At 63.0% G+C, this 21413-nt stretch carries 20 protein-coding genes; 9 read left to right on the forward strand and 11 right to left on the reverse strand.

What is annotated here, in order from left to right:
- Window positions 1-51 precede the first annotated feature (51 nt).
- Window positions 52-1074: a phosphoribosyltransferase family protein gene (locus AC1DPX_RS01655; RefSeq protein WP_202356518.1), complete on the forward strand. Its 1023-nt coding sequence runs from the start codon at window positions 52-54 to the stop codon at window positions 1072-1074.
- Window positions 1075-1098: 24 nt separating this feature from the next.
- On the opposite strand, the gene AC1DPX_RS01660 is transcribed toward AC1DPX_RS01655, so the two are convergent.
- The 8 genes from AC1DPX_RS01660 to AC1DPX_RS01695 form a co-directional block, all read right to left on the reverse strand.
- Window positions 1099-2178: a glycosyltransferase gene (locus AC1DPX_RS01660; protein ID WP_477234152.1), complete on the reverse strand. Its 1080-nt coding sequence runs from the start codon at window positions 2176-2178 to the stop codon at window positions 1099-1101.
- A 66-nt stretch (window positions 2179-2244) separates the two neighbouring features.
- Window positions 2245-2694, reverse strand: coding sequence for a hypothetical protein (locus AC1DPX_RS01665; protein WP_477234154.1), 450 nt, complete (start codon window positions 2692-2694; stop codon window positions 2245-2247).
- 13 nt (window positions 2695-2707) lie between these two features.
- Window positions 2708-4150: a GMC oxidoreductase gene (locus tag AC1DPX_RS01670; RefSeq protein WP_477234155.1), complete on the reverse strand. Its 1443-nt coding sequence runs from the start codon at window positions 4148-4150 to the stop codon at window positions 2708-2710.
- Between the two features lie 64 nt (window positions 4151-4214).
- Window positions 4215-5546, reverse strand: coding sequence for a UDP-glucose dehydrogenase family protein (locus tag AC1DPX_RS01675; RefSeq protein ID WP_477234157.1), 1332 nt, complete (start codon window positions 5544-5546; stop codon window positions 4215-4217).
- A gap of 49 nt (window positions 5547-5595) precedes the next feature.
- Entirely contained in the window at window positions 5596-6477 is an 882-nt protein-coding gene (gene exoK / locus AC1DPX_RS01680) for an endo-1,3-1,4-beta-glycanase ExoK (protein ID WP_202356523.1), read from the reverse strand.
- Between the two features lie 167 nt (window positions 6478-6644).
- Window positions 6645-7046: a hypothetical protein gene (locus AC1DPX_RS01685; protein WP_477234159.1), complete on the reverse strand. Its 402-nt coding sequence runs from the start codon at window positions 7044-7046 to the stop codon at window positions 6645-6647.
- Between the two features lie 289 nt (window positions 7047-7335).
- Entirely contained in the window at window positions 7336-8358 is a 1023-nt protein-coding gene (locus AC1DPX_RS01690; RefSeq protein ID WP_477234161.1) for a glycosyltransferase family 2 protein, read from the reverse strand.
- Between the two features lie 64 nt (window positions 8359-8422).
- Window positions 8423-9544, reverse strand: coding sequence for a nucleotidyltransferase family protein (locus tag AC1DPX_RS01695; protein WP_477234163.1), 1122 nt, complete (start codon window positions 9542-9544; stop codon window positions 8423-8425).
- 517 nt (window positions 9545-10061) lie between these two features.
- On the opposite strand from AC1DPX_RS01695, the gene AC1DPX_RS01700 reads away from it, so the two are divergent.
- From AC1DPX_RS01700 to AC1DPX_RS01725, 6 genes are all read left to right on the forward strand, one after another.
- Window positions 10062-10214: a lasso peptide gene (locus tag AC1DPX_RS01700; RefSeq protein ID WP_010913078.1), complete on the forward strand. Its 153-nt coding sequence runs from the start codon at window positions 10062-10064 to the stop codon at window positions 10212-10214.
- Window positions 10215-10350: 136 nt separating this feature from the next.
- Complete coding sequence (locus AC1DPX_RS01705; protein WP_477234165.1) at window positions 10351-10650, forward strand: PqqD family protein; 300 nt, start codon at window positions 10351-10353, stop codon at window positions 10648-10650.
- An 88-nt stretch (window positions 10651-10738) separates the two neighbouring features.
- Window positions 10739-11149, forward strand: a complete 411-nt coding sequence (locus AC1DPX_RS01710; RefSeq protein ID WP_477234167.1) for a lasso peptide biosynthesis B2 protein — start codon at window positions 10739-10741, stop codon at window positions 11147-11149.
- On the forward strand, window positions 11146-13059 hold the full coding sequence (locus AC1DPX_RS01715) for a lasso peptide isopeptide bond-forming cyclase (protein ID WP_477234169.1): 1914 nt from the start codon (window positions 11146-11148) through the stop codon (window positions 13057-13059). Before AC1DPX_RS01710 ends, AC1DPX_RS01715 begins: the two co-directional genes overlap by 4 nt.
- On the forward strand, window positions 13056-14072 hold the full coding sequence (locus AC1DPX_RS01720; RefSeq protein WP_477234171.1) for a phosphoenolpyruvate carboxykinase (ATP): 1017 nt from the start codon (window positions 13056-13058) through the stop codon (window positions 14070-14072). Before AC1DPX_RS01715 ends, AC1DPX_RS01720 begins: the two co-directional genes overlap by 4 nt.
- An 8-nt stretch (window positions 14073-14080) precedes the next feature.
- On the forward strand, window positions 14081-15925 hold the full coding sequence (locus tag AC1DPX_RS01725; RefSeq protein WP_477234172.1) for an ABC transporter ATP-binding protein: 1845 nt from the start codon (window positions 14081-14083) through the stop codon (window positions 15923-15925).
- Window positions 15926-15949: 24 nt separating this feature from the next.
- Here the strand turns inward: AC1DPX_RS01725 and AC1DPX_RS01730 are convergent, their stop codons facing one another.
- Window positions 15950-16225, reverse strand: a complete 276-nt coding sequence (locus tag AC1DPX_RS01730; RefSeq protein WP_202356532.1) for an exopolysaccharide production repressor exox — start codon at window positions 16223-16225, stop codon at window positions 15950-15952.
- A 600-nt stretch (window positions 16226-16825) separates the two neighbouring features.
- Between AC1DPX_RS01730 and AC1DPX_RS01735 the strand changes: the two genes are divergently transcribed.
- Window positions 16826-17503, forward strand: a complete 678-nt coding sequence (locus AC1DPX_RS01735) for a sugar transferase (protein ID WP_202356533.1) — start codon at window positions 16826-16828, stop codon at window positions 17501-17503.
- Window positions 17504-17580: 77 nt separating this feature from the next.
- Window positions 17581-18840: a polysaccharide biosynthesis/export family protein gene (locus AC1DPX_RS01740; protein ID WP_477234174.1), complete on the forward strand. Its 1260-nt coding sequence runs from the start codon at window positions 17581-17583 to the stop codon at window positions 18838-18840.
- A 191-nt stretch (window positions 18841-19031) separates the two neighbouring features.
- Here AC1DPX_RS01740 and AC1DPX_RS01745 read toward each other — a convergent pair whose 3' ends face one another.
- Together AC1DPX_RS01745 and AC1DPX_RS01750 are read right to left on the reverse strand one after the other, a co-directional pair.
- Entirely contained in the window at window positions 19032-20345 is a 1314-nt protein-coding gene (locus AC1DPX_RS01745; RefSeq protein WP_477234176.1) for an O-antigen ligase family protein, read from the reverse strand.
- Window positions 20346-20559: 214 nt separating this feature from the next.
- Window positions 20560-21387 carry an SDR family NAD(P)-dependent oxidoreductase gene (locus tag AC1DPX_RS01750; protein WP_202356536.1) on the reverse strand — a complete coding sequence of 276 codons (828 nt, stop codon included), beginning with the start codon at window positions 21385-21387 and terminating at the stop codon, window positions 20560-20562.
- Window positions 21388-21413 lie beyond the last annotated feature (26 nt).

Here is a 21413-nt window from a genome sequence, read left to right on the forward strand (position 1 = left end):
TTTCGGCGCCTTTGCCGGCTAACCCATCCACACGAACATCAGGTCTGATCCATGCACTACCGATCGATCTCCGACATGAACGACACCATCGTCGGCAACCTTCACCGGCTGCCGCGCGACATCGACTTGGTGGTCGGCGTGCCCAGAAGCGGCGTGCTGGCCGCGACGCTGGTCAGCCTTGCGGCGAACATTCCTATGACCGACCTGGATAGCTTCCTGGAAGGCCGGGTCTACACATCAGGCGTCACCAAGCGGCGCGCAGCGCTCGACCGTAAGGTCTCGGACATGCGCAAGGTGCTGGTGATCGACGACAGCGTCGCCGGCGGCAACGCCATGCGCGACGCCCGTGCCCGCATCCAGGCCGCCGGCATCGAGGCCGACTTCACCTATGCCGCCGTGTTCGGCCTGCAGCCGCAGCATCAGGAAATCGACGTCGTCTTCGAGGTCGTGCCGCATCCGCGCATGTTCCAGTGGAATTTCATGCATCACAAATTCCTGGGAGAGTGCTGCGTCGACATAGACGGCGTGCTGTGCCTCGATCCGACCGAGGCGGAAAACGACGATGGTCCGGCCTATGAGAAGTTCCTCAGCGAAGCGCGGCCGCTTCACGCGCCGACCCACAGGATCGGCTGGCTGGTCACCAGCCGGCTGGAGAAATACCGCGCGCTGACCGAGGCGTGGCTGGCCAAGAACGGCATCCTGTACGACCAGCTGATCATGCTCGACCTGCCGAGCAAGGCGGAGCGCCAGCGGCTCGGCGCGCATGGCAGTTTCAAGGCCGATTTCTACCGCAAATCCAATGCCATCCTGTTCATCGAAAGCGAGCATGCGCAGGCGCTGAAGATCACGGAACTGTCGGGCAAGCCGGTGCTGTGCGTCGAAACGCATATGGTGAGCTTCCCCGACGCGCTGTCGCTGCCGGCGCTCGGCCAGGCAGCGCGCAACCTGCCGGCCAGGCTGCGGCAGATCAACTCGCAGCAAGGCCGCAAGGGCGCCGCCAAGGCGCTCGCCCGCGCCCTGCTTGGCGCCCGCGGCTACGAAACGCTGAAAAGCCGGGTCAAGCGCCCGGCTTGATCGGGCGGCCTTCCCGAACGCTGGCTACGCCGCCTGCAGCGCGCGCTGCCGCACCGCCCTGTCCAGGATCGAGAAGAAGGTGACGAACTGGCGATCGGGATCGAGTTCCGGACGCGCCGCGAAGCCGCGCGCCAGACCCGAGACCCGCTCATATTCCTTGTTGTCGTTCCACAGCAGCCTGACGGCCGCGACCCAGTCGATGAGCGGCGCGTCATAGTCGAGCACCGTGCCGCCGGGGCCGATGGCCTCGGGCAGGCCGCCGCGCCGTGAGCCGACGACCGGGATGCCGCTGCAATGGGCCTCGGATGCGACGCGGCCCCAGGCCTCCTCCCATTTCGAGGGCGCAAGCAGGATCCTGGTGCGGCCGTAGACCGTCTTCATGTCGTTGGTGCGGCTCTCCAGCGTGACATTGCCGAGCGGCGCGATCGTCTCTTCGATGCGCGCGCGATGATCGTCCTCGAGCTTCCAGCTTTCAACGAACAGGAACGGGATTTCCGGGCAGGCGCCGGCAATGCGCACCGCCAGTTCGAAGCCCTTTTCCTCATAGGGATTGATCAGGGTGACGAACTGGCCCGTGGTCGGCGTGCTGTACTGCGTCGGGTTGATGGTCGGCGGGATGACCGTCGCCTCGATGCCGAATTCCCGTTTGTAGCTGCGCGCGGTGAATTCCGAATTCGCGATGTAGAGTGCGGAACCCAACTCGCGCAAATCACCGCCCAGCTCGTGGAACTCGACATTTCTGAGATAGACGACCAGCGGCACGCCCTCGGCCTGCAGCGCTTTGCCGAGCGGAACCGATTTGTGGCACTGGACCACCGTCACGTCCGGCTTCAGTTTCTTGACGGCAAACCCTGCCGCCTCCCAGGGAAACCATGTCCTGATCACCGGGTAACCGGGAAAGCTGTCGACGACCGCCGGTCGCCGCATGAGCTTCATCTTGGCGCGCGCCTTGAGGCCGAACATGCCGTCGCCGAACAGGGCGGCGAGCACCGATGCCTCATGGCCATGTTCGATCAGCTGCTGCACCAGATGATGCGTGCTGGATTGGACGCCGCCACCGAACTCGGGCGGATAGCCGTTGCCGCTGGCAAAGAGGACTTTCATGATCCTGGCTCCTGGTCTTCTCGCGTTTCAGTCATGCGGCCGATGAAGAGCCGCGTCGAAGGCGCCTCAAGCGCTCTGTGGCGGATCAAGCGTCGCGAACGGATTGGTGCATGAGTTCCATCCGGTGAACCGGATGGGGTCGTCGGGCGAACTGCGCCAGGCATAGTCCGTCAGCATATGGAACTCGGCGACGGCCCAGCGATCGAAATGCCTGAGATCATGCTGCTTCTGCCGCGGCAGCAATCCGCGCGCCTGGCCGAGCTTGGTCTTTTCAAGCAAGGTGACGGCATCGCCCAGCTTTTGGCTCGGAAATATCCAGGGATTGCGGTTGCGGAACTCCAGCACGAACTGCTGCAGATGCTCGATGCGCATGTTCAGCCTGCCGAGATATTTTTCCAGCGAGACGCGAACCAGATCCTCGTCCGAAAACGAGGAGACGGCCGCGTAGGCGACGCCTGTCGAGGCAACGCCGCCCGCCATGATGGCCAGTGCCGAACGCCGTGTGACTTCGATCATCGGCCTCCTCCTCTCACGCGATCCGGCTCGCCGCCCGCAGCGACAAAGCCGCCGCGGTCAGGCTTGGGTTGGCGCAGGAGCAGCTCGGATAGGTGCTGGTGCCGACGACAACCAGGTTTCTCAACCGGTGATGGATCATGTTGCTGTCGATCACCGAATCGGCCGGGCCGGTGCCCATCCTCAGCGTGCCCTGGACATGCGATTCCGTCGGCCTTATGCCGCGATCAAAAAGCCGTTCGACCGGCAGCGGGGCAAGCAGTCCCGGCAATTTGTCCAGCGCCCGGGCCATGCCCTTGACCGCATAGTCCGACGGCGCCTTGAAGGAGACAAAGGCATTGTCGTCCTCGTCGAGGGTGACGAAATTCTCGTCATCGAGCAGGTTTTCGGTGACCACGACCAGCGGCAGCGTCTGGCGCAGCCGCCCCTTCTCGGCGCGCATCCCGTGCTGCCAGCGGTTTTCGAAATAGACCAGTGCGGCCGCGTGCTCGGACCGGTGCGGACCGTCATAGAGGCCGAAATTCAGGCCGGTGGTGATGGTGCTGCCGTCGAAATTGTCGACGCCGTCGAGATAGACCTCGAAATTCCAGCCATAGGATTCATGCAGGCCGCGCCCGACGAATTCGTCTCCCAGGCCGGAGCGCAGCATGATCGCAGCGCTCTGGATGGCGTTGGCGCCGAGAATGAAGAGGTCGCCGCTGACCTGATACTCCTTGCCGTCATGAACGAAGGTGACCGAACGGACCGTGCCGCCGACCTGATCGAGCCTGCGCACTTCCGCGCCGAGGCAGACCGAAACGTCGGGATGCTCGAAGACATGCATCAGGCCGTTGTTGACAGTGAATTTCGCGTCGACCGGGCACAGCCAGCAGCGCAGGTTGGCACAGCATGAGGTGCGCTGTGCGGTCGGCACCCGGGCGCGGGCGGTCGGCATGACGAAGTGCTGGTCGGGCTGGGCCGCCTTCATCATCCTGTCGGGCGTCGACATGCGATGCGGCGGTTGCGGAAACGGCTTCGAGCGCGGCAGCATCGCCGCCATGTCCGGATCGCCGGAGATCGACATGATCTCTTCGGCATCGCAGTAGAACGGCTCGACATCGTCATAGCTGATCGGCCAGTCATTGCCGATGCCATAGGCGCTTTTCAGCCTGAAGTCGTTGGGATGGAACCTCGGCGTCTGCGCGAACCAGCAGTTGGTCCCGCCACCCAGTCCGATCGTGTAGTTCCACGGCTTGTCGGAGTTGGTCTTGTAGGTCGTCTCGTCGTCGATGTCGGTGTTGGCGTTCTCGCCGAGCTGCCATTCATGCGTGTTGTGCCGACCCCATTCCAGCACCAGGATGCGCGCCTTACGCCGCTTGGCGAACTCGTGCAGGAAGAAGGCCGAACCGAAGCCGGAACCGATCGCGATGAGATCGAAATGATCCTTGGTGATTTGCTCCGGCTTTACGTCCAGCACCATCAGCCACAACTCCTTTCCGCGCCGCGCGCGTGTGCAAAATCCTGCTTGCCTTCCACACTCGTTGTCATGCCGCCATTCTGCCGATCGAGTGATATTCGATGCCGTAGCGCGCCACGACCTTGGGGTCGTAGAGGTTGCGGCCGTCGAAGATGACCGGTGTGGTCAGCGCGTCCTTCAACGCATCGAAGGACGGGGCGCGGAAACTCTTCCATTCGGTGGCGATGAGCAGCGCATCGGCGCCGCGCAGGGCCGCTTCCTTGGTGCCGCACAGCATCAGGTCGTCGCGCAGGCCGTAGATGGCCTGGCATTCCTGCATCGCCTCGGGATCGTAAGCCTGCACGGTCGCGCCGGCGTTCCACAGCGCTTCCATCAGGACGCGCGCCGGCGCCTCGCGCATGTCGTCGGTGTTGGGCTTGAAGGCAAGGCCCCAGAGCGCAAAGGTCTTGCCCTTGAGATTGCCCTTGAAATAGCGGTTCACCTTGTCGAACAGCACGGATTTCTGGTCGTTGTTGCGCTCCTCGACGGCACGCAGCAGCTTGGCGTCGAACTTGACGCCCTCGGCGGTCTTGATCAGGGCACGGACGTCCTTGGGAAAGCACGAGCCGCCATAGCCGAGACCCGGATAGATGAAGTGGTAGCCGATGCGCGGATCGCTGCCGATGCCCTTGCGCACCTCCTCGATGTCGGCGCCGAGCTGCTCGGCCAGATTGGCCATCTCGTTCATGAAGCTGATCTTGGTGGCCAGCATGCAGTTGGCGGCGTATTTCGTGAATTCGGCGCTGCGCACGTCCATCACGATCATCTTTTCGTGGTTGCGGTTGAAGGGCGCGTAGAGCTCGCGCATCACCGCCTCGGTCTCCTCGCTCGAAGTACCGACGATGATGCGGTCGGGCTTCATGCAGTCGGCGACGGCCGAGCCTTCCTTGAGAAATTCGGGATTGGAGGCGACGTCGAAGCTCAGGTCCTCGCGCCCTCTCTTCTTCAGCGTCTCGGCGATCCTGGCCTTCACCTTTTCGCAGGTGCCGACCGGGACGGTCGACTTGCCGACGACGATCTTGGCGGTGTCCATCTCGCGGCCGATGGTTTCGGCGACCGCCAGCACATATTTGAGGTCGGCCGAGCCGTCCTCGCCGGGCGGCGTGCCGACCGCGATCATCTGGATTTCACCGTGCCGGACGGCGGCCGCGGCATCGGTGGTGAATTTGATGCGGCCGGCGGCGTGATTCTCCCTGACGATGCTTTCGAGGCCTGGCTCGAAGATCGGGACGAAACCCTGGTTGAGGCGCTCCACCTTGTTTTCATCGATGTCGACGCAAACAACCTGGTGGCCAACCTCGGCAAGCACCGCCGCCTGCACGAGGCCGACATAGCCAATTCCAAACACCGTCAAGTTCATTCGGTTTCATTCCCATTCATGGCCGCGACCCGTTTTCGGTCCGGCCGGTTCAATTCGTCTTTCCCAACTCTTTTACGCTGCATACGAGCGATTCCGGAAACTGGCAGGGGTCGCCGAGCGCGGTGAAGGCGACGCGTTCGACCTGCAGCGAAAGCTTGCGGCCCGGATCCGCGAACGCGCCCATCCAGCCCTTCATGGTGTCGCTGCCCCAAAGGCTGAAGAAAATCTTCTGCGCATGGCTGGGCAGCTTCGCCGGGTCGGTGATGGTGTTCACCAGCTGGCCGTTGACGTACCAGCGCAGACTGTCCTTCTCCCAGACGAAGGCGTAGTCGTTGAAGGCCTTGTCGGTGCCGCCCGGCACCTCGACCAGTTTCTCGTTCTTGCCCTTGCCGTCGATATAGGCGTTGACCTGCACCTTGGAGGTGTCCTTGGTCAGGATCTCGAAGTCGATCTCGTCCCAGGGCTGCTTGTCCGACGGGCCGATATAGGTGAAGAACGCCGCGTTGAGGCCGGAGCCGGCATCGGTCTTCAACCGCGCCTCATAGGTGCCATAACCAAAGCGCTGCTTGGTCTGGACCTCGCCGCAGGCGAACTCGCGATCCTTCAGCTTCTGCTTTTCGAAGCCAAGCGACAGCACACCGTCCGAAAGCTCGACCAGCCCCTTCGACCAGGTGCAATTCTGATGACTGCCGTTGCTCCAGCCATCGGACACATACCAGCGCGACCGATCGAAGCTCTTGAAATCATCGACGAAAGAGGGAGCCGACTGGATATCCTGTGCGTGCGCGGGAGCCGCAAAGAGGCTGCCGAGCGCAGCCAGAAGCAGCCCGCCGATCAAGCCCAGCCGCCGCAGGTCGGCTTGCCGGGTCTCATGCGCGACGCAGGTTGCGCCAATTGCTGTCATGGACGTGGTTTTCGAATCCGAATTCATACCAAACTCACCTTTGTGCTGTGCGTCCCCAACCCAAAGTCGACGTTTGAACCGCTTCCAAACGGGCCAACCTTGGCCTCCTCTTTGCCCCTCCCGAAATCCCTCTGTCTTGCATCATCCCTTTGAGGCTTGCATCGTGCCTTTGAAGTAGTCCCATGCCTTTATCGTCACGCCCGGCCGGTTCCCGCGGGCCTGGTGAAATCGACCTCGGCGACCGAATCGGACGCCCTATCCTCGTCGAAGACCATACCCAGCGAATGACGGAGCTCCTTCATCATGCCGTCCTGGCGCGACAGCGCGGCGATGCGGCGCTCGCAATTCAGGATCGATTGCGTCAGCGCGCTGACTTCGGATGAGCGCTTGTCGGAAGCGGAGCCGTTTTCCATGGCTTCGACGAGAAAGGCCGCGTTGGTGGCCGTCTTGCGGTAGCGGCTCTCGAGGCCGATTTTCTCGGCCTCGATCTCGGCGGCGATCTGCTCGAACAATTTCGCCAGCCGGTCGAGGCGCGCTATGTCGGCCTGCCGGTCGCGGGCGGGATCCCTTGATCTAAAGCCAAATATCGAGGCCATGGGCTTAAATTCCTGTCATCGCCGGCTTACCTTGCCGACCACTGGCCAATCCCCACAAGCGGGGCTGAAAAGCTCGTACCGCACCGTCCAACTCCTTTTGACGGGAGAGACGCGGACCAATCCGATCGGGGGCCAGTTCGGTTGGTCGTTCAATTTGCTGCACCGCAACATAGACTGCCATCGTCGGAGCCGTGAGGCAACCACCCAATTCGTAAACTCATAAATCCGGTGGAAATGGTTTGCGCGAAGTGCCTGCTTCCTAGCGGGTGAAGCAGGCATTCCCCCGCCCTTACCGCTCCTTGCCAGCACTTGTCCCGGCCATCAGGAAACGCAGCGGCGGCACGCGTTTTTGCCCGGACACGAGGCCAACGCGCCGAAACAGCGCCTCCAGCTTGTCGGAGGCCACGCCCTGGACGATGGGGACCAGGTTGGATTGACTTGATAAGGCGTAGGCCGCGGCCGAAGCCAGCCCGCGCTCGGCCTTCACGTCGAGAAAATTGCGCAGCCGGTATTTGTCGCGCACATGCCGCTCGTGCCGCCGCAGCACCGCCTTGGAGCCTTCCGGCAGGCTGTCAATCGCCAGCAGCGCCAGATCGGCGTCGGCCAGTCGCTTCAAATCCTGCGTCTTGTGGCGGCCGCTCAGCGAATCAGCGCGCACGATGGCGCCATAACCGCAGGAACGGATGACCTTGAACCGCGCGCCGTGGGCGACCGCGCGGGCGTAGAGTTCGTAGTCCTCGCCCAGCCGCAGGCTTTCATCGTAGCGCAATCGGTGCCGGTCGAGGAAGGCGCGGCTGATCACCGGCTTCAGGAAGCCAAGCTCGCCTCTTTGCACGCGGCGCCTGGAGATATTGCCTTCGACGAAGCGCTCGAAATCAAGGAATTCCGGATCGGCGGCAAATTCCGGGGCGACGATCTTGGTTGCATCGCTCGTCGCATCGTCCCTGATGAGCATGATGTTGTCAGCCGCGAAATCCCAGTCGGCGACGGCAAACAGGTTGCGGAACCGGTCCGCGAGGAAGAAGTCGTCGGCATCCAGGATGCTGATGAACGGCGCTTTCGAGCCGGCGATCGCGGCATTGCGGGCGAAGGAGGGGCCGCGATTGACGTCGAGGCGCATGACCTCGAGCCGGCCGCTGCCATCGTCGGCGGAGCGGGCTACCTCGGCGGTATTGTCGGTGGAGCCGTCATCGACGACGACGACCTCCGCGACCTCGGGTTCGCGCAACGCGGACGCGATGGCGACCGCGATCGTGCGCGCCGCATTCTTGGCCGCGATGATCACGCAGACCTCTGATTTCGTCATCGACATGGGTTAGCCTCTTGCACAGGTTCCGATTTGCCCTCGCCCTGTACGTGTTGCGACGCCGCCGCCATCACGGGCTGGCCGGCCGCTCGAAGATGCGGCGGCTGATATCCGCCGACGCCGCCCAGCCGGCCTCGGCCAGGTAGCGGACGGGAGCCCTGCCGCACAATTCCCACAACACCGTTCGCCGTTGCGGCCACCGCAAGGACGACAGCCATGGCGCGATGACCATGTTGAGCAGGTCCTCATTGCCGATGCGCGACAGGATCGGCTTGGCCCGCTCGGACAAAAGCGTGCCGGTGGCGCCCAGCAGCACATCTGCGGCGCGCAGGCCGAGCAGCAGCGTGTCGTCCAACCCCTGGTCCACCGCCGCGTCCAGGACGTGCTGCTGATCGGCCTCGTCGAGACGGTTGGCACTGGCCCTGATATCGCAGACATAGCCGGCGCAGGGTTCGCGGTTGAACAGGGCCTTGGCGACGCTGATGCAGGACAGCATCAGCGTGTCGGCGGCCGAGGTGAACGGCACTTCGGTGCCGGTGATCTCGACCAGCCGCTTGCGCCGCAGAAACCCGTCGGCATCGCGCGGACTGGGCGAACCGGGCTGCTGGAGCCGATAATGAAGATCGACCGTGGAAGGCCCGTTGCCACGGATCATGTGCTGTTCGCCAAGGAAGCGGACCCACCAGACGGAGCGTGACTTGCCCGAGACCTCATAGCCGATCGAGCGCAGCGCATCGCGTGCTCGCGAGAACCCTGCCGGAGAAACCAGGATGTCGACATCGCCCGAAGGCTTCATGAAATGGTCGTCATAGAGCAGATGCTGCTGGAAGGGACCTTTGAGAAAGACGAAATCGATCTGCCTGTCGCGCAGCACCTGATGGATCGCCATCGAATCCATGAGGCAGGCGGCGTTCATCGAAACCGTCCGCCGGCGATAGGTGTCGAGCCATTGGAACAGTTCAGCCGGCCTTTCGCCCGCCGGGGCGCGCGACAGCGCCTTTAGAACGAAGGTGGCGACCTTGTTCAGCCTGGCGATGTCGGCGACGGCCGCGGCGGAAAGGCCAGGCGCCGAGACATCGCCGGTCGAGGCAGCGCCAGAGAAATACAAGCGCAGGCAGGCCTGCACATAGGCAATCTCGCCGGCGCAGTCGGCGGCGCGAAGTCGTTCATAGGAACTTTCCGGCAAGGCCATCGAACCCATGGTCTCCAAAATGCGGTTTGCAGGACGTTTATGCTGCAAGTGCGAAACAAAGCATCCTCAAAAACCTCGACGCCGTAAAGTCTTTCCTTTCGCAGTGCGAAATTTTGCAACCAGAGCGTTTGCCGCCCTCTCTCAAAGCGGCGCAACATAGGGCTGAAATTCCGCCCCAATCGAGGCGCTTCTCTGATCATCCGCAGCAGTTGGCTAACAAGAATCCATCTTTTTAGCCATGCCTAAAAAAGCGCCATCGCTATAGACTTTTTTATGCAAGCAAATTCAATTGCTTAAGGAATCGCCCGTGCTGAAGGCAAATTGCATCTTGCTTCAGCTCGACAGAGGCGGAATCTTGAGCATTTCGGACACGCATGGTGACGGCCGCAACCCGTAATTGATTAACCAGAGGTAAATCACGCTTGACTCATAAATGTTGCCATGCAGCTATTGCATCGCAGCATGAAAGTGCTGACGGCACTCGACAGGCCGTTTCCAGTCCTCATTGGAGAGTAAAATGGAACAGAATGTTGAAAAGCACGAGTACGAAACGCCAAGCCTGACGGTACATGGTTCGATTGAAACCATCACCCAGGGCGGCGGTGGCAGCACGGCAATCGACGCGTCGTTTCCCGCGCACACCCCGATTGGCGACCTGACGTTCTCCTGAGACCAGCCTGATCCTGGAGGAGTGACGTTGGGCCTCCGGGATTTAATACCGTGAATGGAGCCGGGGATGAAAATCCCCGACTTTCCCTTTTTGAACCGACGACGCGTACACCGTGTGTTGCAAACGAGGTTTTGGCATGAACTGGAACCCATCGGAGCACGATTGCATAATCGCAACAGGGGATGCCGTGGCTTGCGAATTCGGAGACGGCATCGCGCTTCTCAACCTGAAATCCAATATCTATTACAGCCTCAACGGCGTCGGCGCTTTCATCTGGGAGCTGATCCGGGAGCCGAAGTCGATCGCCGATATCCGCGGCGCCGTGCTTGAGCGCTACAATGTCGACGCCGAGCGCTGCAAGGCCGACGTCGACGCCTTGCTGAAGGGCCTGGCCGAAAACGGACTTGCGAGGCTGCACGATGAGGCACTTGTCTAGGCAGGTTCCGTATAAGGCCATGACCTCGCGGCAGAGACCTGCAACGGACCAGAGACCGAGGCCTGCGAACCGCCGGCCCGGGCGGGGATTGGCCAGGGTTTTGTCCCTGAGCGGCTCGGAAGCGCTTTTTCTCTGCCACTGCCTGCTGGTGGTCGCGACCGTCCGGCTGGGGCTGACCTTGTTCTCCTACAACCGTGTTCGCGGCATGGTGACCCGGCTCAATGCGCGCCAGTGCGCCAGCATGGGCGAACTGCGGCTCGTCGCCTGGGGAGTTGCCGCAGCCGCACGGTTCGTGCCGCGCGCCTCTTGCCTTACCCAGGCGCTTTCGGGCCAATATATTCTTGCGCGCCAGGGCAATGCCTCCAACATCCGCATCGGCATCGAACGCGGCACGGGCGAGCAGTTGAAGGCGCATGCCTGGCTGATCAGCGACAACCATGTCGTGCTTGGCGGCTCCGTCGATGGTTTCGCGCATCTGGTCGACCACGGCAGCCGATGAGCGGCGTCGCCGGAATCCTGCTGCGACAGGGACCGCCGGCGGCGGACGGGGCGAGCGACATCCAGCAAATGCTGGCCCGCATGCGCCATCGCGGTCCCGACGGCAATTCGTGGTGGCTGGACAGCGGCATCGCGCTTGGCCACGCCTGGCTCAACACCACGGATGAAGCCGGCCCCGGCCCGCTGACCATGGCCGGCGGCAAGCTCGCCATCACCGCCGATTGCCGGCTGGATAATCGCGACGAGCTGATGGCAAGGCTGGGCATACGCGACAGGACGGTCGCCGACGCGACATTGGTGATGCGCGCCTATCTGCGCTGGGGCGAATCCTGCCCCGTGCATCTGCAAGGCGATTTCGCCTTTGCCATCTGGGACGCCGAGCGGCAGCTGCTGTTCTGCGCGCGCGACCATTTCGGGGTCAAGCCATTCTACTACCACGCCGCGGACCGGCGTTTTGCCTTTGCCTCCGAGATCGGGCCGATGCTTGGGCTTGACGGGGTCGGCGCACGCATCAGCGAGCACCGGATTTCCGGTTTCCTTGCCGGGCTTCCCGACGATCCGCAATCCACCCCCTACAGCGACATTTTCAGCCTCCCGGCACGCCACAGCCTGACCGTCAGCGCGCAACAGGTGGTGCTGCGCCGATACTGGCAGATCGAGCCGTCGGCGCGGCCGCGTCGGACGGATGCGGCCGAGGAATTCGCCCATCTCTTCGCGCAATCGGTGCGCAACCGCATGCGCGGAAGCCAGGCGGTCGGCGCGATGCTGAGCGGCGGCCTCGATTCCTCGTCGATCGCTTGCGTCGCCGGCCTGCAGAACGCCGAGCGGAAACCAAAGCTGCCAACCTTCTCGCTGGTTTTCGAGAAGGGCTCGCCGATGGACGAGCGGGTCTTCATCGATGCCGTGCTCGATCAGCAGAAGACTGACCCGACATTGATCCCTGTCGGCAACTACGCACCCTTCGCCGAATTCGAACGGGTGCTGGAGGAACAGGAGGGCACCTTCCTGGCGCCGGGCCTGACGCTGACCCGCGGCATCTACCGGACTGCCGGCGCAAAGGGCATCAAGGTGCTGCTTGACGGCCATGGCGGCGATGAGGTCGTCTCACAGGGCCACGGCCATCTGCACGAGCTTGCCAATGGCGGAAGGTGGCTGGACCTTTGGCGCGAGGTCCGCAGCGCCTCCAACACCTATGGCGACAGCACGCTCGGCCTCTATTTCCAGTTCCTGACTCTCTACGGACCGGCCTGGCGCATCGCCAGGGCGAGACAGATGGCCGATCGGGTTCTCAACAGGATACGCAGGCCCACACAGCGCGGCCGCGGCTGGCGCGACCTGATCAATCCGGATCTGGCCAGGCGGACCGAGATCATCGACCGCTTCCACCGGGCCGGATACATGCCGCCCGGCGTCCAGGCCAGCGACGCGCTCAGCCATCGCTGGATCCTGTCCAACGGCTATGTGCCGCACTCTTTCGAGGTGCTCGACAAGGCGGCGGCCAATTTCGGCGTCGAACCGCGCTACCCCTTCTGGGACAAGCCGCTGGTTGAATTCTGCCTGTCGCTGCCGGGCGAGGAAAAGCTCAGCCACGGCTTTGGCCGCTATGTGTTGCGCCGGGCCATGGAGGGCATCCTGCCGGCGGCGGTGCAATGGCGGCGCACCAAGATCGATTTCACCGCCAATCTGGTCAACGGCATGGTGCGCAACCACCGCGACCTCCTGGAACAGCTGCTGGTTTCGGATGCCGGCCGTATCGCGCCCTATGTCAACCTGCCGCAGGTGAGCGCCGCCCATGCGCGGCTGCTCAGCCAACCCGATCAGGCAGCGCCGCTGGATGTCCAGTATGTCTGGCGGTCAGCCTCGCTGTCGCTGTGGCTGCGGCAAGTCCAGCACGCCGGGAGCCCCGCATGATGCCGCGCAACCAGCCGCTTGCCACATACCTCGACGATCCTCCTCCCCATGGCGAGATGGTGCGGGAGCGGCGCTACTACCGGGCCTATGGCCTGACCGTGGCGTCCGACGTCGCGCTGCCCGAGCTGGAGCCGGCGGAGCCGGCGGCAGCGGATATCCTGATCACCATCGGTACGATCGACATGCCGAAGCCTTCGTCCGAGGCGGCGACGATCTTCCGCTTCGAGCCTGATCGGCAATATCTGGCATGGGATGCCGTCGGCGCCTTCCTGATCAGCGATGCCGGCCGCATCGACGTCGAGCCGGGGCCGGGCGTCGACGACGCGCTGCTAGCCTTCCCGCTGCTCGGGCCGGTGATGGCGCTGTTGCTGCACCAGCGTGGCCTGCTCGTCCTGCATGCCAGTGCCATTGCAGTGGCCGGCCGGGGCGCCATCTTCATGGGTGACAAGGGCGCCGGCAAATCGACGACGGCAAGCGCGCTGATCCGGGCCGGTCATGAATTGCTTACCGACGATGTCGTGGCGCTCGATCTCGCCAGACCCGACGCGCCGATGATCGTTCCGGGCTTTCCCCAGATTAAGCTTGCGGCTGACGCCGCGGCGGCGATTTCGCTTGGCCAGGCGGAGGTGCGGCCGCAAGTTCATCCGCAGATCGAGAAGATGCAGCATCGCCTGCACGGCGCCTTCTCCGGCGGCACGGTGCCGGCGACCAGGGTCTATGTGCTCGAGCGCGGCGCGACGGCCATGATAACGCCCTTGCCCGGCATTGCCGCCCTGCCGGCGATCATCAAATTCTCCTATGTGACGCGGTTCGGCCGCGCGGCGCTCACCGGCGATTTCGCGGCGCTGCATTTTCGCCAATGTTCAGCAATCGCTAACCATGTCGGCGTGTTCCGGCTGGAAGTTCCGGCCGGGCTCGACAGGATTGGCGAGGCCGTGGCGCTGATCGAAAGCGACCTGGCGGCCCAGGACCTCACGGCCAGAGATCCGGCGGCCATCCGTCGGCAGCGGTGAGCGCAATTATGTCGAAATCATCGATCCTTCGCCTGTCGCTGTTTCGCGATGTCGCCGCGTTCGGCGCCGTCATCGCCCAGATCGGCGGGCGGCGGACCTGGACGGCGCTGCTGTTCCTGATCCTCGGCAGCCTGACGGAAGGCATCTCGATCCTGCTGCTTGTGCCGCTGCTGCATCTGGTTGGACGCGCCGACCAGGATTTCGCGGTGCGGTTGCCGAACAATGATTTCGTGCGCTGGCTGGTGCCGGACGGGACGCTGCAGCTGACGACGGTGCTGTGCGCGCTGGTCGGGCTGGTTGCCGTGCAGGCCGCGTTCAACCGCTTCAAGTCGGTCTACATGGCCAGGCTTCTCTTCGATTTCATCAACCGTTTGCGCATGAACCTGTTCGAGAGCATCGGCAAGGCGCGCTGGGGCGTGTTCTCGCGCATGCGCAGCTCCGATCTCGACCATGCCCTGACCGGCGACATCGATCGCGTCCAGGGCGCCGCCTTCTCGCTGCTGATGCTGGTGCAGATCGCGGTGCTTCTGGTGGGCTATCTCGTGATCTCGATGTTCATCTCACCGGTCATGACGGCGTTTGCGATCGTCATCGGCATCGTGATGTTCGTGGTGCTGCAGCCGTTTCGCGCACGCGCCACCGCCTTTGGCCGGGTCCTGACCAGCAATCGCCAGGATCAGTACCGGACGGTCTCGGAATTCCTCGGCGGCATCAAGGTGGCCAAGAGCCTGAATGTCGAGGCCAGCTATTTCGCGCAGCTGCAGGCGACGCTGGAAAAGATGAAGGCCGACAACATTGACTATGTCAGCAACAGTTCGATCGGCACCGCGGTGTTCCAGGTGGCGAGCGTCGTGGGCCTCAGCCTGTTCATCTATGTGGCGCTGGTTCGCTTCAACCTGTCGCTGGCCGAAATTGTCGTGCTGCTCCTGGTCTTCATGCGCATCGCGCCGCGCTTCATGGACATGCAGACGCAGGCCCAGCAGGTGCTGATCAACCTGCCCGCCTATACCGCCATGCGCAGCCTGCAGGCGCGTTTCGACGCCGAGCGCGAACCGGGCCATGCCGAATCTGAAAATGCCGGCAAGCTGTCGCTCGACACCGGGCTGAACATTCGCGGCGTCTCCTTCGGCTACGATGACGGCACCGGCAAGACGGTGGTGAGCGACATCACCTTCGGCCTGCCGGCCGGCAAGGTCACGGCCCTGATCGGCCCCTCGGGTTCGGGAAAGAGCACGATCGCCGACATGCTGCTCGGCCTGCTGGAGCCGACCGCCGGCAAGATCCTCGTCGACGGCGTCGAAATCGATGCCGGCAATCGCCGACGCTGGCGCGACCAGGTGGCCTATGTGCCGCAGGACGTCTTCCTGCTGCATGACACGATCGCGGCGAACCTGCGCCTGGCCGCGCCGCAGGCCAGCGACGACGATCTGTGGACCGCGCTGCGTGCCGCGCATGCCGGCGAATTCGTCGAACGGCTCGACCAGGGGCTCGGCACGGTGGTCGGCGATCGCGGCGTGCGGCTGTCCGGCGGCGAGCGCCAACGCATTGCGCTGGCGCGTGCGCTGCTGCGCAAGCCGTCGCTGCTCATCCTCGATGAGGCGACCAGCGCGCTCGACTGGCAGAACCAGTCGCTGATTGCCCGGTCGATCGACGGATTGCGCGGCGCGATGACCATCCTCACCATCGCGCACCGGCCATCGATGATCGCCTTCGCCGACTGGGTGGTGGCCATGGAAGGCGGCCGCGTCGTGGAAGTCGGGCAGTATCAGCGGCTGAAAGCTAAGCCGGCGAGCCGGCTGTCGAGGATGCTGTCGGGGGAACAGTCGGAACCCGAACCCGCGAATGTCGCCTGAGGCCGCGGATATCCTTTGCAGGAACTAATGCAGGCTGCGCCGGGCATTGCCCAGCTTCTTGCCTTCGGCCACGTCGGGCGCGCTCAGCTTTCTCTCGGCTTCGCGCAGCCTGTCAGCCGGGGTCGGCGCACTCCTGGCAATCATGGCATAGACCAGGACGAAATAGCCGGCCTGGATGATCACCGCGCAGATGATGACGCGCAGCAGCGTCGTGCCCAGCGAAGCGCCGCCAAGCCAGGACCAGGCGACGACGATTGCAAGAGCGAAAATCATCCCAACGATGAATTTTGGAAGCGACATACCCAACAGCCCATAAACCGGCTCGGGTTATATCAAACGATAGCCCCACCCGAGCGCCGTCCCTTGTTCTGCGAGCTTGTAAAGGTGCCCGCTATCGGCCGGTTGCTTCCGGCCTTTCAACCTGTCGCCACTCTGACAGGTATAATTTGCAATTCTATTAAGGCGAGCAGGAGGCGGCAAGGGCAACCGCACATATTTTTGATTGAGCTTCCGCGATCGACTCTGCCATGCTGCAACGCACACCACCGCAATTCACTCAACCTGAGGCCACCGATCCGCTTCAGTACAATTTACAATATTATGTAGTATTTTATGTTAATAGTTGGGAACTTTGCACCTTCCTAAAGCTCTAATATGTACCATTCCAGGCCAGTTAGAACGGCCTGCCCAGGATTCGCCCCAAAAAGGTCCGCATTTTTTTCCGCCTGCCCATTTATTGTCACAAATGTGCTAAGCATCCCGAAAAATGTGCATTGCTAGCTTATTATTTAGTCAATTCATGACGTGACTATTTCAACGGGCCGGGAAATTGTGTGTTGCGCTGCAACATTTTTTTGGTATCGTGTGGTGAACCATTCGTTCAACGCATGGAGTTTCCGCATGAGGGATATTGCCAAGTCGGCCACGGCGGGCTTTTCGCAGGCTGACACCGATTTTCCGCCGCCGATCGGCGGCCTCATCAAGCGCAGCTTCGATATTTTCGGTTCACTGGTTGGTCTGATCGCTCTCAGCCCGCTGTTCATCATGATAGCGCTGCTGGTCAAATTTTCCGACGGTGGATCGATTTTCTACGGCCATCGGCGAATCGGGCGCGGCGGGCGGATTTTTCCGTGCCTGAAATTCCGCACCATGGTTCCGGACGGCGACAAGGTGCTGGCCGCCTATCTGGCCACCAATCCGGAGGCGAATGCGGAATGGATAGCCACCCGCAAGTTGAAGAACGATCCGCGCGTTACCCGTGTCGGCGCTGTGCTGCGCAAGCTCAGCCTTGATGAACTGCCGCAGATCATCAACATCCTGCAGGGCGATATGAGCCTTGTCGGGCCTCGCCCGGTGGTGCGCGACGAGCTGGAGATCTACGGCAGCGCCGCCGTCTACTATCTGAAGTCGCGGCCCGGCCTGACCGGCCTGTGGCAGGTCAGCGGCCGCAACGACGTTTCCTATGACAGCCGCGTCGCTTTCGACCGCCACTATGTCGAGAACTGGTCGCTGTTCGGCGACGTGCGAATCATCATCAAGACCGTGCCGGCCGTCTGGATGTCACGCGGCTCTTACTGACCGGCCGCCGGCATCCGGCGGCAAGCTCATCGGGCGATGGGGCTAAAACGGATCGGAACGTTCAGTTGAAAACAGATATGTTCGAAGCCTTTGGCAGCGGCCGCCTTTCCGGCCGCTCTCGGCTTATGGCCACCTGCGTTGCGGTGTCGCTCGCTTTTCTCCCCAGGATTGCCGCGGCCGAAGACTACCATCTCGGTTCGCAGGACAAGCTCAACATCCGAATCGCCGAATGGCAGACCGTCGAAGGCACGTTCCGCGACTGGTCGGCGGTGAACGGCGAATACACGGTCGGCCCGGGCGGCACGCTGTCGGTGCCTTTCGTGGGCGAGTTGCCGGCGGCCGGCAAGACCACGGCGGAAGTGGCGGCGGCAATCAGCGAGGCCCTGCAGCACAAGCTCGCTCTGTCGGACAAGCCCGAGGCCTCGGTCGAGATGGCGCAATTCCGGCCTTTCTATATTTCGGGCGAAGTGCAGAACCCCGGCCAGTTTCCCTACGTGCCCGAACTGACGGTGCTGAAAGCGATCAGCGTCGCCGGCGGCATGAGGCGCAGCACCGATTACGGCCCCCAGCTCGGCAAGGACCTGGTCACCGCCAAGGGCAATTTCGATATCTCCGACGACCAGCGCGTGCGGCTGCTCGTCAGGCGCGCTCGCATCGACGCCGATCTGGCCGGCAAGACGAGTTTCGAAGCGCCTAAGGAGGTTCAGGACGATCCGCGGCTGCCGACCATCGTCGCCGATGAGATGACGATCCTCACGGCAGACCAGAAGGCGCTGAAGCTGAAGCTCGAGGCGCTCGACGATCTCAAGGGCGTCCTCCAGGCCGAAATCGAATCGCTGCAGAAGAAGATCGTCAACCAGCAGAAGCAGGTCGACCTGGCACAGCAGCAGCTCGCAAGCATCGGTCCGCTGGCGCAGAAGGGCCTGGTCGCCAATGCCAGGCTCCTGGATTCGCAACAGTCCGTCACCGACCTGCAGGGCAAGATCCTCGATTATGAGACAGCCATCCTCACCGCCAAGCAGGCGATCAGCAAGGCGACGCAGGACGCCATCGACGCCCAGAACACGTTGAGCTCGAGCCTCGCCGCAGACCGGCAGCAGACCGAAGCCGACCTGAACGAGGCCGCGCTGAAGGTGAATATGCAGAAAGGCCTGATCGCCCAGGCCAGCGATCCCGCGACGACGGCCGCCATCACCAACGACCAGCAGCCTACCCTGCTCTATTCGCTGGTGCGCAATGTCGACGGCAAGACCAGCGAAATCGCCGCCAAGGAAGACACGCTGGTGCTGCCCGGCGATGTGATCAAGGTCAAGCTGGCGCCGCTGGCCAGCCAGTAGGCCCCGCACTTCGGTGCGATCCAGCGCTTCGATCCATAGCACCAAGAATTCCAACCTCCGCCCGGTCCGCTTGGCGGAGGTTTTGCCATGTGCGATTTCAGGCCGCGAAACGATAAAGCGTGCCGTTCAAGAAGGCATTGGGCAAAGGCCTCAACTGCGGAGAGCGTTAAGCTTCGCCCGCGAGCGACCGCTCAGGCCTGATCTGCGGTCGCCGGACGGCCGGCATGCCGGGGCCATGCCGGCTCGCCCCTTGGCGCATCCGCCGGCTCGAAGGCCGGCGACCAGCGCGTGCGGGTGACCGGCAGCCGCGCCAGCTTGAAGTAGCTGAAATACATCAGGAAGGAGCCCATGATATAGGGGTTGAGGACCTCGACCTCGACGAAGGAGCGGATGAGCAGCAACACCATAACGCCGAACAGCACCACCGATTCGGCCTGCCATGCCTTGAAGATCACCGTCGAGACATGATCGAAAAGCGTGCGCAGCATGATCAGCGAGATCATCACCGCTCCGGTGAAGCCGAGCTCGACAAGCGCCTCGACATAGGTGTTGTGGAAGTGGAAGCCGGTGCGGGTGGTGATGTAGAATTCATTCCACAGCCGCTCGGCCTCGGCAAAACCCTGCACCCAATAGGCGGCATAGCCGACGCCGAGGATCGGCGAGCGCTGCGCGGCGTTCCAGCCCTGCTCCCACAGATAGGTCCGGCCGGTCAGCGTCGAATCCTTGCCAAAGATGCCAAGCACGAAGTCCATGAGCCCGAGATTGAGGGCGACAAAGGCCACCACGACGATCAGGCCGGCGCCGACCACGAAGATCACCCTGCGATAGCGCCGCGACAAAAGCTTGGTCATGGCAAGAAGCGCGATCAGCGCCAGGACCGCCGGTATCGAGGCCATCGACGTGGCGGAATGCGAAATGACCAGCAGATAGGCCGACAACAGCACGACAGGCACGGTCAGCATGAAACTCAGCCGGCCACGCCGCAGGAAAGCGAGGAACACCACGGAGAAATAGATTCCGAGCGAACCGACGAAGCCGATCTGGTTCTTGGAGGCAAAAGCGCCGACGAAATTGTAGGTGCCGTCAAGGACGTCCTCGGAATAGGCGCCGACCTTGAGCGAATAGAGCATGACGAAGAAGATCCCGACCAGCGCGCCGAGCGTCAGGGTGCGCACGCTGACGGTGCGCGCCGCGACATAGGCACAGGCGATGTGGGACAGGTACTGGACCGCCGTTCTGGCGGTGACGCCGGGCGCCTGCGACCAGAAGATGGAGAAGCAGATATAGGCCGCGAACAGCAGCGGCAGCCAGGCGCTGGAGAGCTGCCGCAGGAAGCGCCGGTAGTCGACCAGGATGAGCGGAAGCCAGACGGCGTAGTAGGCCAGGATCAGCACCTGGCCGAAAATGACGGAATAGGAGAACGCCCAGATCGAAACGGCCACGGCAAAGGCGCCATAGACCGAGTTCTTCTCGGGATCGACCAGCAGGGACTTTGGAATTTTCATCTCAGAGTCCCGGCGACGCGACCCAAGACCAGCAGGCCGCAAGCCGGCCGACATATCCGCAAACAGGGGCGTGCAATAAACGGCATCTCCATTGTGCAGTGCAATATAACCTATCGCACCGCATCCTCAATGGCAAATCCGGTCACCTTGTCTTACAGGCGCGAACGGGGAGAGATCAGCTGGTGACGCCTCGGCCACGCCCACCCGCCAAGCGCTACCACAACGCTCCGCCGGTGATCTGGATGTTTTCCATGGTGATGCCCTTGGCCAGGTCCGAGCACAGGAACACGGCCAGTGCGGCGATCTCCTGCGGCTGCAGCATGCGCTGCTGCGGGTTGCCCTTGGCGATCTCGGCCATCGCTTCCTCGGCCGTGCGCCCCTTGCCCTCGCGCTCGACCACCTGCGCCACGTTGCGGCGCATCAGTTCGGTCTCGACCCAGGTTGGGCTGAGCATGACGCAGGTGATGCCGTGCGCGGCCCCCTCCAGCGCCACGCAGCGGGTAAGGCCGAGCAGACCGGCCTTGGAGGCGCAGTAGGCGGGATTGTCCTTCCAGCCGACGGAGGCCGCGGTCGAGCCGATGTTGACGATGCGGCCCCAGCCGCGCCCGATCATGCCGGGCAGCACCGCACGGGTGGCGCGGAAGGCGCCGGTCAGGTTGGTGTCGAGGATCTTGTCCCAAAGCGCGTCGGAATGGCCGCAGACCGGCTGCTCGGCGGTGGTGCCGGCCGCGTTGACCAGGATGTCGGCAGGGCCGATGGCGGTTTCGGCCTCGGCTACGAACCGGTCGGTGATCTCGCTGTCACGGACGTCGAGGTGAGCAGCGTGCACCCTGGTGCCGTGGGCCGACAGGGCCGAGCGTACGCGCTCGATTTCGTCGGCGCCCGGATAATAGGCGGCATCGGATCTGTCGGCGCCGGCAGGCGCGATGTAGGACCCGACGGCGACATTGGCGCCCGCTTCGGCCAAGGCCGTGGCAATGGCGAAGCCCATGCCGGAAAACCCGCCGGTGACGATTGCACCGCGCCCAGCAAGGTTTGTCATCGCGTGCTTCTCCATTGGTTGGGGCA

This window comes from Mesorhizobium sp. 01N446, assembly GCF_056399285.1.